This window comes from Pseudomonas nunensis (assembly GCF_024296925.1).
GTDB classification, from domain to species: Bacteria; Pseudomonadota; Gammaproteobacteria; order Pseudomonadales; family Pseudomonadaceae; genus Aquipseudomonas; species Aquipseudomonas nunensis.
Window position 1 is genome coordinate 4292344 of record NZ_CP101125.1, and the last position, 12860, is coordinate 4305203.

Annotated in this window: 13 protein-coding genes and 1 riboswitch; of the genes, 2 read left to right on the top strand and 11 right to left on the bottom strand. The window is 60.5% G+C overall.

All coding sequences use genetic code 11. The features are described 5' to 3' along the window. Window positions 1-28: 28 nt before the first annotated feature. From NK667_RS18700 to cobO, 6 genes are read right to left on the bottom strand one after another with little or no spacing between them, the layout of a single operon-like run. A complete protein-coding gene (locus NK667_RS18700) occupies window positions 29-1480 on the bottom strand; it encodes a cobyric acid synthase (protein WP_054615711.1) in 1452 nt (483 codons plus the stop codon). Then, complete coding sequence (gene cobD / locus NK667_RS18705) at window positions 1477-2469, bottom strand: threonine-phosphate decarboxylase CobD (RefSeq protein ID WP_054615712.1); 993 nt, start codon at window positions 2467-2469, stop codon at window positions 1477-1479. The genes NK667_RS18700 and cobD overlap by 4 nt, the downstream gene beginning before the upstream one ends. Beyond that, on the bottom strand, window positions 2462-3370 hold the full coding sequence (cbiB, locus tag NK667_RS18710) for an adenosylcobinamide-phosphate synthase CbiB (protein ID WP_054615713.1): 909 nt from the start codon (window positions 3368-3370) through the stop codon (window positions 2462-2464). The genes cobD and cbiB overlap by 8 nt, the downstream gene beginning before the upstream one ends. Next, the gene (gene bluB, locus NK667_RS18715) at window positions 3367-4017 is read right to left on the bottom strand and encodes a 5,6-dimethylbenzimidazole synthase (protein WP_054615714.1); all 651 of its coding nucleotides are present in this window, start codon (window positions 4015-4017) and stop codon (window positions 3367-3369) included. The genes cbiB and bluB overlap by 4 nt, the downstream gene beginning before the upstream one ends. Continuing rightward, window positions 4014-5414 (bottom strand): cobyrinic acid a,c-diamide synthase CobB, encoded by a 1401-nt coding sequence (locus NK667_RS18720; protein WP_054615715.1) that lies wholly within the window; start codon window positions 5412-5414, stop codon window positions 4014-4016. The genes bluB and NK667_RS18720 overlap by 4 nt, the downstream gene beginning before the upstream one ends. A 10-nt stretch (window positions 5415-5424) precedes the next feature. Next, the gene (gene cobO, locus NK667_RS18725) at window positions 5425-6036 is read right to left on the bottom strand and encodes a cob(I)yrinic acid a,c-diamide adenosyltransferase (RefSeq protein ID WP_054615716.1); all 612 of its coding nucleotides are present in this window, start codon (window positions 6034-6036) and stop codon (window positions 5425-5427) included. Between the two features lie 81 nt (window positions 6037-6117). Next, window positions 6118-6347, bottom strand: a riboswitch (cobalamin riboswitch). A 154-nt stretch (window positions 6348-6501) separates the two neighbouring features. On the opposite strand from cobO, the gene NK667_RS18730 reads away from it, so the two are divergent. Then, a complete protein-coding gene (locus NK667_RS18730) occupies window positions 6502-7086 on the top strand; it encodes a hypothetical protein (RefSeq protein WP_054615717.1) in 585 nt (194 codons plus the stop codon). A 66-nt stretch (window positions 7087-7152) separates the two neighbouring features. Next, on the top strand, window positions 7153-8466 hold the full coding sequence (locus tag NK667_RS18735) for a PQQ-dependent sugar dehydrogenase (RefSeq protein ID WP_054049500.1): 1314 nt from the start codon (window positions 7153-7155) through the stop codon (window positions 8464-8466). A 127-nt stretch (window positions 8467-8593) separates the two neighbouring features. Here NK667_RS18735 and NK667_RS18740 read toward each other — a convergent pair whose 3' ends face one another. The 5 genes from NK667_RS18740 to NK667_RS18760 all read right to left on the bottom strand — a co-directional run bounded on the left by NK667_RS18740 (window position 8594) and on the right by NK667_RS18760 (window position 12836). Further along, window positions 8594-9247, bottom strand: a complete 654-nt coding sequence (locus NK667_RS18740) for an O-methyltransferase (protein ID WP_054615718.1) — start codon at window positions 9245-9247, stop codon at window positions 8594-8596. Between the two features lie 20 nt (window positions 9248-9267). Then, complete coding sequence (locus NK667_RS18745; RefSeq protein WP_054615719.1) at window positions 9268-9810, bottom strand: C40 family peptidase; 543 nt, start codon at window positions 9808-9810, stop codon at window positions 9268-9270. Between the two features lie 165 nt (window positions 9811-9975). Further along, window positions 9976-10614 carry a C40 family peptidase gene (locus NK667_RS18750; protein WP_054049494.1) on the bottom strand — a complete coding sequence of 213 codons (639 nt, stop codon included), beginning with the start codon at window positions 10612-10614 and terminating at the stop codon, window positions 9976-9978. Window positions 10615-10827: 213 nt separating this feature from the next. Further along, on the bottom strand, window positions 10828-11532 hold the full coding sequence (gene hda, locus NK667_RS18755) for a DnaA regulatory inactivator Hda (protein ID WP_054049492.1): 705 nt from the start codon (window positions 11530-11532) through the stop codon (window positions 10828-10830). Between the two features lie 230 nt (window positions 11533-11762). After that, window positions 11763-12836 (bottom strand): AI-2E family transporter, encoded by a 1074-nt coding sequence (locus NK667_RS18760; RefSeq protein ID WP_054049491.1) that lies wholly within the window; start codon window positions 12834-12836, stop codon window positions 11763-11765. Between the last annotated feature and the right edge of the window lie 24 nt (window positions 12837-12860).

A 12860-nucleotide genomic window follows, 5' to 3' on the forward strand; every position in this document is an offset into this window, starting at 1 on the left:
TGCCCGCGAAGGCGCCCTCAAACCCACCTCAAAACCCACAGAGCTCACGCAGCAGCGCGGTATCCAAATGCTTCTCCACCAAATCCGCCAACCGCTCGATATCCCGCTCGCGCAAGGCGTGGTAATCCACCGTCTGCACGTTCTGCAAACCCGCCCAGCGCAACAACGCACTGCTCGCCGCTGGTGATTCAAACAACCCATGCAAATAGGTGCCAAAAATCTGCCCATCGAGGCTTTGCGCGCCATCGCAGCGACCATCGTCCAACTGCACCGCAGCGTTTTCCAGCGCCGGCCCAGTGGTTACACCAGCATGGATTTCATAGCCACTGACCTCGGCGTTTTCCAACGCCAGTCGCCCACGCACATTGCGCAATTGCTTCTCTTCTTCAAGCAACGTTTCGAACGCCAGCAAACCCAATCCGGCGCTGGAACCCGGCGCGCCTTCAAGGCCCAGCGGATCGTGAACCTGTTCACCCAGCATTTGCAGACCACCGCAAATCCCCAGCACTTTGCCGCCGTAGCGCAGGTGCCGGGAGATCGCCGTGTCCCAGCCATTCGCCCGCAGGTACGCGAGATCGTGGCGCACGCTTTTCGAGCCGGGAAGAATGATCAGGTCGGCAGACGGAATCGCCTGGCCGGGGCCGATGAATTGCAAGTCGACTTGCGGGTGCAGGCGCAGCGGATCGAAATCGGTGTGGTTACTGATGCGCGGCAGTACCGGCACCACGACGTTGAGCACTTGATCGGCCTTGTCGGTCTGGCGCTGATCGATGCCATCCTCGGCTTCCAGGTGCAGGTCCATCACATACGGCAGGACGCCGATCACCGGTTTGCCGGTGCGCTGTTCCAGCCAGTCGAGGCCCGGTTGCAGCAACGCTATGTCACCGCGAAAACGGTTGATGATGAAGCCTTTGACCCGCGCCTGTTCGCTGGTCGACAGCAGCTCCAGCGTGCCGACCAGATGGGCAAAAACCCCGCCGCGATTGATGTCGGCGATCAGCACCACCGGGCAATCCACCGCCTCGGCAAAGCCCATGTTGGCGATGTCGCCAGCACGCAGATTGATCTCCGCCGGCGAGCCCGCGCCTTCGACCATCACCACCGGATACGCTGCGCTCAGCCGTTCGTGGGAGGCCAGCACCGCTTGCATGGCGATGGCTTTGTAGTCGTGATACGCGACCGCGTTCATCGTAGTGACGGCGCGACCATGAATGATCACTTGGGCGCCGGTGTCACTGTTGGGCTTGAGCAGCACCGGGTTCATGTCGGTGTGCGGCTCCAGATTCGCAGCCTGGGCCTGCACCGCTTGGGCGCGACCGATCTCGCCACCGTCGGCGGTCACGGCGCTGTTCAACGCCATGTTCTGCGGCTTGAAAGGCACCACGCTGACGCCATGGCGCGTGACCCAACGACACAACGCCGTCACCAAGGTGCTTTTACCGGCGTCGGACGTGGTGCCCTGCACCATCAACGTAGTCATTGGATTTCCTTGGCGAAGGCTTGCAGGGCTTGTTCGAGGCGGGCCTCTTCGGCGGTATCGGCGGGCAAGCCGAAACGCAGGCTGCTGTTGTGGGTGAACAACCGCAGCAGGATGCCGCGCCGGGCCATGAACTCATGCAGTTCTTCGGCGCGCTCGGTGATCAACCATTGAAACAAGGCGCAACCGCCCTGGGGTTTGAGATCGTAGCGTTCCAGCAGCGCGGCCAAACGTTGGCTGGCCTCCTCACTGCGCAATCGTTGCCTAGAGTGGCCTGCGGTGTCCTGCAAACAGGCTTGGCCGAGTACGCGGGTCGGACCACTGACCGCCCAAGGCCCGACTTGCTCGGCGAGCAATCTGAGCAACTTGCGCTCGGCCAGGACGAAGCCCAAACGCACGCCGGCAAGACCGAAAAACTTGCCGAACGAGCGCAGCACGATCAAGCCGACCTGATTGGCAAACGGCGCCACGCTCAGTTGCGGCGTGTTGTCCATGAACGCTTCGTCGACCACCAGCCAGCCGCCGCGCTGGGCCAGTCGCGAGTGCCAATCGAGCAGGCGACTCGGACTCAGGCTCAGGCCCGTGGGATTGTTCGGGTTGACCACCACCAGCACGTCGAGGCTGTCGAGAAAGAAGTCGACTTCCTGCTCCAGCACTTCGCGCACGATATAGCCGTTACGCCGCCACGCTTCCGCGTGTTCGGCATAACACGGCGAGAGCACGCCGACCTTGCCGGACCGACGCAAACGCGGCAGCAACTGGATCGCCATCTGCGAACCGGCCACCGGCAGTACTTGGGCCGCGCCGTAATAATCGCAAGCGGCCTGCTCCAGACCGTCGTCGGTTTCCGGCAAACGTGCCCAGGCCCGCAACGGAATCTCCGGGATCGGAAACGGCCATGGCGCCAGGCCGCTGGACAGGTCGAGCCAATCGGCTTCGGCGATGCCATAACTGAGCGCCGCCTTACGCAGCCGGCCACCGTGCTCAAGCATAGAATTCAGCTCCCACGCAGAGAATCAGCAGCCATAACCATACGCCGCGCTGGACCAATTGCCAGCCACGGTCGATGGAGTCGGCATCCGCCGCCGGGCCTTCGCCGAGTTGCGGACGCTGATGCAATTCACCGTGATAAATCGCCGCCCCGCCCAACTCGACGCCCAGCGCGCCGGCACCGGCCGCCATCACCGGCCCGGCGTTCGGGCTGTCCCAGGTCGGGCCTTGAGTGCGCCAGCATTTCAATGCGAGTCGGGTTTTGCCTAGCAGCGCGTAGGTCAACGCCACCAGGCGTGCAGGAATGTAGTTGAGGACGTCGTCGATTTTCGCCGCCGCCCAGCCGAACCGTTCGAAGCGTTCGTTGCGATAACCCCACATGGCGTCGAGGGTGTTGCTCAGTCGATAGAGGACCACGCCCGGCGCACCGGCCACGGCAAACCAGAACAGTGCAGCGAATACCGCGTCGCTGCCGTTTTCCAGTACCGATTCGGTGGCGGCACGGGCGACTTCGGTTTTATCCAGTTCGCTGGTCTGGCGGCTCACCAGATAACCCACGCGTTTGCGCGCCTCATCCAGATCATCGCTGCGCAGGGCCTTGGCCACCGGCTCGACGTGCTCGCCAAGGCTGCGCATGCCGAGGGCGCAATACAGCGCCAGAATCTCGACCAGCCAGCCGACATAAGGCGCCCATGAAAGCGCCGTGGCCAGCAAGGTCAGTGGAATCACCGCGATCACCCACGCGGTGACGCCATGACTGCGCCAGCCACGGCCACCGGAATTGAATCGTTGCTCGATGCGATCGGCAAAACCACCGAACGCCACCAGCGGATGCCAGCGTTTGGGTTCACCCAGCAGCGCATCCAGCGCAACCGCGGCGACACTCAACAACGCCACACTCATTGACTCACTCCCCAAAAATTTTCATACAACATTTCACTGAGCGGACGCGCCTGCGCCCAGCCTTCGAGTACCAGCATCGGCGCCGGATAGAATTCCTTGACCGGGCCGAGGCAAAGGATTGCCAACGGCTTGGCACCGACGGGCAAACCCAACAGGTCCGCCAGGGCTTGCGGTTCGAACAGCGAGACCCAGCCCATTCCCAAGCCTTCAGCGCGAGACGCCAGCCACAGGTTCTGGATTGCGCAAGACAGCGACGCCATGTCCATTTCCGGCAAGGTGCGACGACCGAAGATGTGGCGTTCGCGATCATCCATCAGCGCGGCGACCAGTACTTCGGCGCAATCGTTGATGCCTTCGACCTTGAGCTTCATGAACTCGTCGGTGCGCTCGCCGAGGGCCTCGGCGGTGCGGATGCGTTCTTCTTCCACCAGTTGCTGGATCTGGCCGCGCAGGGCTTTATCGCTGATGCGGATGAAGCGCCAGGGCTGCATCAGGCCTACGCTGGGGGCCTGGTGTGCGGCTTCTAGCAGACGGCGCAGCAATTCGGGCTCGACGGTGCCGCCGCTGAAGTGGCGCATGTCGCGGCGTTCGGCGATGGCTCGGTAGACGGCCGCGCGTTCGTCCTCGGAGAAGGCGTTGTCGGTCATGGCCTCTTCGCGAGCAGGCTCGCTCCCACAGTGGACTGCGTTTCTTCAGGCATCCCACCTTCTAATGTGGGAGCGAGCCTGCTCGCGAAGGCGGCCTCAAGATCAGGCGCAAACAGCGCGGCAATCGCCGACGGATTCGACGGAAAATAAAAATGCACATAAGAGGCCGTCATCCGCCCCTCACGATAAACCGCCTCCGCCCCGCGCCCGCCGTTAGGGCTCAAGCCCCGAGCAATCGGCTCCAGCTCCGTGCTGGTCAACGAATGGTGATAGGTGTGCCCACGCAACAGGCCTTCCGGCAACTCGACCGCTTGCAACGCCAATGCCGCCAGACGCTTTTGCATCACCGCATCCCCGGCCAGCAACCCGACCAGTTCAGCGCGAGTACCTTCAACGTCAGTCAACGAATCGAGCAGATAAAGCATCCCGCCACATTCCGCCAGCAACGGTTTACCTGCGGCGTGATGCGCGCGAATCGCGGTCAGCATCGAGGTGTTTTGCGACAGCGCCACATGGTGCAGTTCGGGGTAACCACCGGGCAGATACAGGCTGTCAGCTTCGGGCAATTCGGTATCGCGAATCGGCGAGAAGAATGACAACTCGGCGCCCATCGCTCGCAGCAAATCGAGGCTGGCGCCGTAGGTGAAAGCGAACGCTTCGTCACGCGCCACGGCAATACGCACGCCCGCCAGCAACGGCTCGGCTTCGAGCACATCCGGAGCTGCGAATTCGACGGCCGGTGGCAACGCTACCTCGCAGCTGCTGGCCAACGCATCGGCTGCGGCGTCGAGGCGCAGATCGAGGTCGTTCAACTCGCTGGCCTGCACCAAGCCAAGGTGACGGCTCGGCAATTCGATCCCGGTTTCCCGGGACAGTGCGCCGTACCAGCGCAAGCCTTCAGTCAGGCTGCCTTCGAGCAATTGCGCGTGACGCAAAGTGCCGACGCGGTTGGCGAGGACGCCGGCAAACGGCAGGTCCGGCTGATACTTCGCCAATCCCAATGCCAACGCACCAAAGGTCTGGGCCATGGCGGTGCCGTCGATTACACCGAGTACCGGCACACCGAAGTGCCGCGCCAGGTCAGCGCTGGACGGCGTGCCGTCGAACAGGCCCATGACGCCTTCGATCAGAATCAGATCGGCTTCACCGGCGGCTTCCCACAACAGCCGACGACTTTCCTGCTCGCCGACCATCCACATGTCCAATTGATAAACCGGCGCACCGCTGGCGCGCTCGAGGATCATCGGGTCGAGGAAGTCCGGGCCGCATTTGAACACGCGCACCTTGCGCCCCTGATTGCGATGCAACCGGGCCAGCGCGGCGGTGACGGTGGTCTTGCCCTGACCGGAGGCCGGCGCGGCAATCAGTACCGCCGGGCAATGACGTATGCTTTTCATAAAATAGTATTCACAGCTCGACGCCTTTTTGCGCTTTGATCCCAGCCTGGAAAGCGTGCTTGATCACGTTCATTTCGGTGACGGTGTCGGCCAGTTCGATCATTTCCGGCTTGGCGCCGCGACCGGTGACGACGACATGTTGCATCGGCGGACGGGCCTGCAAATCGCTGAGCACTTGATCGAGATCGAGGTAACCGTGCTTGAGGGCGATGTTCAGCTCATCCAGCACCACCAGGCCGATCGACGGATCGCGCAGCAGTTCACGGGATACTTCCCAAGCGGCTTCGGCGGCAGCGATGTCGCGCTGACGGTCCTGGGTTTCCCAGGTGAAGCCCTCGCCCATCACATGAAAACGCACTTGCTCCGGGAAGCGCCGGAAGAACAGTTCCTCGCCAGTGCTGTTACGGCCCTTGATGAACTGCACCACACCGCACTGCATGCCATGGCCCATGGAGCGGGCGAGCATGCCGAAGGCCGAGCTGCTTTTGCCTTTGCCATTGCCGGTCAGCACCAACAGCAGGCCGCATTCGTTCGGCGAATTGGCGATGCGCTCGTCAATCACGGCTTTTTTTCGCAGCATGCGCGCCAGGTGGCGTTCGTCACGATCGGGGGTATCAGTCATGGGGGAGCTCTCCGTTGAGGCTGGATAACGGCGGGCAGGCACAAGAATAGACGGCAAAAAGCCTGGCATCGCCCACCGTGATGCCGCTGGATGGATCAGGCCGGTCTCCGGGCTCATGAGCGGTTTGCACCGGACTGCGCGCCTTCCCATGTCAGTCGACACAGTGGCTCAAGACGCAGCTTTCACTCATTTACCGTTGCGGGGGCAGCGCCGGGATCGTGGTTGTTCATCAATGAACAACGTCACTCACCGGCTTCCCTGTTTCACTCTGTCGACCACGGCCACAGAGCACCTGAAACAAGCCGCGAAGGTTAGAGGGTTGGGGGTGGAGCGTCAATTAAAGCCGGGACGCCACCGGGCGAATTTCTGCCGTCGATCAATTATCCGACGTCATTCTTGTGCCACACTCTGAGCAGTGATATCAAAGAGCCACAATCTCACAACACAATAATAAGGGTGAGCCACATGCAAGGCATGATCATCAGCAATCCGAAGCTGGAATTCCTGCGCCCGCTGCTGGAACGCTGGTTTGACTGTATCGACCGCTATAACGCTGTGCGCGGCGATAATGATGCACCGTACTGGTTCGACGAAAAAGCCAATATCAGCCTGCTTTCGGCCGCGGCCTGGATGGCGGAAATGGTCACGCTGCAACAGACGCCGACCCGCAAACAGACCGAAGAAGGCGAACGCAATGCTCGCGCCGATCTGTTGATCGCCGCCAGCGAAGCACGCGCTTACCTTCAGGCCACCCAGCGCTGGCCCAAGGTCAACAGCCTGAACCTGACACAAGCCTTGGTCGATATCACCGGCGACGCCAAGCGGATCAGCTACGCCAGCGACCTGAAACTCGGCTGCCTGTTCGTGGCTCCGCAAAAAGCCCAGCAAAGTGCCACCCCCGAAGAACTCCAGGACATGGTCGACGACTTGCAGAAGGAACACTCCTGCGCCGTGGCCTGGTATTTTCCCTACGCCTATCGCAAGTTGCGCAACGAATCCGGCCAGTATCACCCGGGCATTGCGGTGCTGTTCAAAGAGGCCCGTGGCTGATCGGTTGAACCATCGCGGCTGTTTGCTTCTCTAGATTAGATCAGTGCATTCATAGGGAAGATCAGCATGCGCAAACCCCAGCTCGTTCTCGTTATCGCACTCGCCGGAGGGCTTGTTGCCTGCGGCGAGACCTCCAGCCTGCAAGTCACGGACGGCACCGGTCCATCGCCCAAACTGCCAGAACCGAACAAAACCCTGATCCCGACGGTGAATATCGCCCCGGCGATCGGCTGGCCGGCTGGCGCCAAACCGACCCCGGCGGCGGGAACCCAAGTGGCGGCATTTGCTGAAAACCTCGATCACCCGCGCTGGCTCTACGTGCTGCCTAACGGTGATGTGCTGGTGGCGGAAACCAATGCTCCGCCCAAGCCTGACGACTCCACCGGCATTCGCGGCTGGGTGATGAAGAAAGTCATGGGCCGCGCCGGCGCCGGTGTTCCAAGCCCGAACCGGATTACACTGCTGCGGGACAAGGACCACGACGGTGTGGCCGAAACGCGTACGGTGTTCCTGGAAAATCTCAGCTCGCCCTTCGGCATGGCACTGGTCGGCAACGATCTGTACGTGGCCGACTCCGACAAGTTGATCCGTTTTCCGTACAAGGACGGCGAAACCTCCATCACCGCGCCAGCCACCAAAGTTGTCGATCTACCGGGCGGCACGCTGAATCACCATTGGACCAAAAACGTCATCGCCAGCAAGGACGGCAGCAAGCTGTACGTGACGGTGGGCTCCAACAGCAACGTCGGCGAAAACGGCCTGGATAAAGAAGAAGGTCGCGCGGCGATCTGGGAAGTGGACCGAGCCACCGGCAATCACCGGATCTTCGCCTCGGGCTTGCGCAACCCCAACGGCATGGGCTGGGAACCGAGCAGCGGCGCGTTGTGGACCTCGGTCAACGAGCGGGATGAGATCGGCAGCGACCTGGTGCCGGACTACATCACCTCAGTCAAAGACGGCGCGTTCTACGGCTGGCCGTTCAGCTATTACGGGCAGCACGTCGATGTGCGCGTCGAGCCGCAAAATCCGGAAATGGTCGCCAAGGCCATCGCCCCGGATTACGCCGTCGGCCCGCACACCGCTTCGCTGGGCTTCACCTTTGCCGAAGGCAGTAAACTGCCGGCACCGTTCACCAACGGCGCCTTCGTCGGCCAGCACGGCTCATGGAACCGCAAACCGCACAGCGGCTATAAAGTGATTTTCGTGCCGTTCACCGCAGGCAAGCCGACCGGGCAGCCCGTCGATGTGCTGACCGGGTTCCTGGATAAAGATGAAAACGCTTTGGGTCGGCCGGTGGGTGTGGTGATCGATCAGCAGGGAGGCTTGCTGGTGGCGGATGATGTGGGGAACAAGGTTTGGCGGGTTTCGGCGGCTAAATAAAACTCTTCCTGCCAACACCAAACCCAATGTGGGAGCGGGCTTGCTCGCGAAGAGGGTGTGTCATTCAACAATAATGTCGACTGACACATCGCTTTCGCGAGCAAGCCCGCTCCCACATTTATAAGCGTCAGCGTTTGCGGCAAAGCGTTAATCCATCGCCAATCGGCAGCAACGATAAATCCACTCTCGCATCATCCTTCAACGCTCGATTGAGCTTCTGAATCGCCCGCGTGTCGACGCTCTCGGGATTGCTCTCCAGCACCCGTCCGCTCCACAACGTGTTGTCGAATATCGCCAGACCACCCACCCGCAGCAAACGCAGGGCGTGCTCCAGATAACTCGGGTAGTTAGCCTTGTCAGCATCGATAAAGATCAGATCAAACACGCCCGGTTGTTCCAGCTGAGCGAGGGTTTCCAGCGCCGGCGCCAGACGCAAATCGATACGTTCGGCGAGCCCCGCTTCCTGCCAGTAACGCCACGCGATGGCGTTGTAGTCGCCGGGGATATCGCAACAGATCAACGAGCCGTCCTCCGGCAACGCCGCCGCCATGCACAAGGCGCTATAACCGGTGAAGGTGCCGATTTCCAGCAGACGCGTGGCGCCGGTGAGTTTGACCAGCAAGGCGAGGAACTGCCCCTGCTCAGGCGCCACTTGCCAGCGGGCCATGGGCAGCGTCTGGGTTTCATCGCGCAAGCGCTTGAGCAGCGACGTTTCCCTGAGGGAAACGTCGAGCAGGTATTGATACAGGGAATCGTCGAGATTGAGCGTGCGATTGGTCATCACAACCTCCGCGTAAAAACCTACTGATTACGCGCCAGATGCTCTGGTTGCAAGACGCGTTTGGCGCTCAGGTAGGCTTTCTGCCAATAGGCTTTGGAAAGGCTGTCGAGCTTCACCGTGCCGCCGGTGGCAGGCGCGTGAACAAAGCGGCCTTCACCGACGTAGATACCGGCATGGCTGACCTGGGAGCCGCCATTGGTGGCGAAGAAAATCAGGTCACCGGTTTGCAGGCCTTCCTTGCCGACATTGGCCGCTTGCATGCTGATCATTTCGCGGGTGGTGCGCGGCAGGGAAATGCCGGTGACGTCACGGTAGACGTAACCGATCAGGCCACTGCAATCGAATCCGGAATCTGGCGTATTGCCGCCCCAGCGATAGGGCGTGCCCACCAGGCCGAGGGCGCGAAACAACACGTCTTCCGCTTCAGGGGAGAATGCTTGGGCAGGGCCAAAAATAATCGGCGCTCGAACCACTGGCGCGGGCTGCGGCGGTGGCGTGCGGCTGGCGCAAGCGCTGAGCAGCGCTGCAAAGAGCATCAGGGTGAGGCGGGCCGACATCGTCATAAGCAGAGCATCCTGATCTGGCTGCGGCTTTTTTCTGCCGGAAAGACAGAAAAGAAAACCGCCTGCGCAGAGCACAGGCGGTTTGCCATCAATAATAGACAGGATTCTAGCGCTTATGCGCCAAACTTCAAGTAAGACTTTAAGTTCGCCTTACATAAAGTGTGCTTACTTGCGAGCGGTGACCACAGTCGGGGCCATCGCAAGTGCGCGCTTGGCTTCGATGAAGGTTTTGCTCCAGTAGCTGTCGCCCAGGCTATCGACTCGCACGCCACCGCTTTTGCGGCTGCTGGAGTGGATGAACTGGTCATCACCGAGGTAAATCCCGGCGTGACTGACACGACCGCGACGACCATTGGTGGCGAAGAACAGCAGATCACCGGGCTTGAGATTGTTGCGCGAAACCAGCGGGGCGTCCACGTTGATCATTTCGCGAGTGGAGCGCGGCAGGTTCATGCCGGCCTCTTCGCGGAACAGGTAGCCGATGAAGCCGCTGCAGTCGAAACCGGCTTCAGAGGTACCGCCGAAACGGTAACGAGTACCGATCAGGGACATGCCGCGTTCGAGGATGCTGTCAGCAAGGACCGGAAGCTGGTAAGACTTGCCGTCGGCGAAGCTGGCCAGTTCTTTTTCGGTGGCCGTTTCTTCCTGGAAAAGAGTGTCCTGATACAGGACGGAAGATTGGGCGGTAACAGAGTTTTTAACCTGCTGTTGTTGCTCTTGCTGAGTCACTGGGGAGTGAGCAGCGCAACCGAACAACAGGGTGACGAGTGCGAGAGGCACGAGGGGTGCGAAGCGATTTAGCATGGGCACGACCGTGGCTGATAGTTGTAAAGAAGCCGAGACTATGCCCGCTATCAACCTCATTTGCAAATTCAATCGAACTTAATGTGACTTCCCGGTTTCTCGTTTACATCTAAGCGCTTAAACCCGTTCTGAATCTTGACGCAGCCTGCAGCCATGCAGGAAAGCGGATTTTCTGGCGCCTGGAATATGCCAAAAGCCGCTAAAAGCCTTGGTTTACCAGCCTAAAGTCTCTTTCAGAAATGGGATCGTCAGCTTGCGCTGAGCTTGCAGCGAAGCCTGATCGAGACGTTCAAGCAGCTCGAAAAGCGCACTCATGCTGCGGGTGCCACGGGTCAAAATAAAATGCCCGACTTCGTCCGTCAGGTGCAATCCGCGACGGGAGGCGCGCAATTGCAGCGCGCGCAATTTATCTTCGTCCGAAAGTGGGCGCATCTGGAAGATCAGCGCCAGGGTCAAACGTGATTTGAGATCCGCCAGCTTCACCGGCAGTTCACGCGGCGAGGTCGAAGCGGCGATCAGCAAGCGTCGACCGCTGTCACGTAGCCGATTGAACAGGTGGAACAGCGCCTCTTCCCAATCCGCGCGACCGGCGACGGCCTGCAAGTCATCGAGGCAGACCAGTTCGTATTGTTCGAGGTTGTCGAGAATCTCGATGCCGCGATCCAGCAACTCGGCGAGCGGCAAGTACACCGCCGGTTCGCCCATCTGCTCGAACCGCAGGCAAGCGGCCTGCAACAAGTGCGTGCGCCCTACCCCGTCCTTGCCCCAGAGGTAAATCAGGCTTTCGGTCCAGCCGGCGTCGGCTTCGCATAGCCGCTCGACATAGCCGAGTGCAGCGGCATTGGCGCCTGGGTAGTAATTGATAAAGGTAGCGTCATCACGCAGACGCACACCTAGGGGCAGCTGAATCGGTTTCATGCTGACTGAACAGTTCCAAAGGAACCGTTAGTGGCCTCTATGTAAAGTTTGCGAAGTTTATACCCGTGGGGCAGCCCGCACAATGCGGCAGACCACAAGCAAAATCAAAGGTTTGCGTTAACGCACTGGTTTTGTGACAGATTCTTTGGCGGTGCATGTGACAGCCAATAGAAAGAAGCGGGCCAGCCTGGCACGTAACCAGGCCGCCCGTTAAGGGATATCAGACAGTTTTACAGCTCGGGCTCATCCATCCCACTGTACACATCTGAATCTTTATACAAATCATGCAGATGGCGCACAAGTACCATGATCACCGCCGCCACCGGCAAGGCCAGAAGCACACCGGTGAAACCGAACAGCTCGCCACCGGCCAGAATGGCGAAAATCACCGCCACCGGGTGCAGGCCGATTCGGTCCCCGACCAGCAATGGCGTCAGCACCATGCCTTCCAGCGCCTGACCGACCATGAATACCGCCACGATACCGAGCATGGGATACAGATCGCCATGGAACTGGAACAGACCGGCAATCAATGCCGCGCCAATCCCGATCACGAAACCCATGTACGGCACGATCGCCGCCAGACCGGCAATCAGGCCGATCAACAGGCCCAGTTCCAACCCGACCAGCATCAGGCCTGCGGCATAGATCACGCCCAGCGCCAGCATCACCAGCAATTGCCCGCGCACAAATGCGCCGAGCACTTCATGGCATTCACCGGCCAGCGACACCACGTGCTCTTCTCGATCACGGGGCAACAGGCTGCGGATCTTCGCCATCATCAGGTCCCAGTCGCGCAGCAGGTAGAAACTCACCACCGGGATCAGCACCAGGTTGGCCAGCCAGCCGATCAACGCCAGCCCGGAAGCCGTCGCCTGGCTCAGCACCACGCCGACAATGTCGGTGGTCTGGCCCATGTGCTCGCTGATGGCAGCCTTGAGCTTGTCGAACTTCCAGAAGTTATCCGACAGGCCGAATTTCGACTGCGCCCATGGCAGCGCCGTGTGCTGCAACCAGTCGAGCATCTGCGGCGCCAGTTCGTACAAGCGGAACAACTGCTTGGCGAGCATTGGCACCAGCACCAACAGCAAGGTCGTGAAGATCAGGGTAAACAGCGCAAACACCGCCACCACACCCCAGGTTCGCGACAGGCCGGCCTTCTCCAGGCGATCCACCAAAGGATCGAACAGATAGGCCAACAACAGCGCCACCAGAAATGGCGTCAGGATCGGATGCAATAGCCAGACAAACGCGCAGAGCAGGACCACCCCACCCAACCAGAACCAACGCCGCGTATCGGCCATGTACAACTCCCTATGCTTCTATAT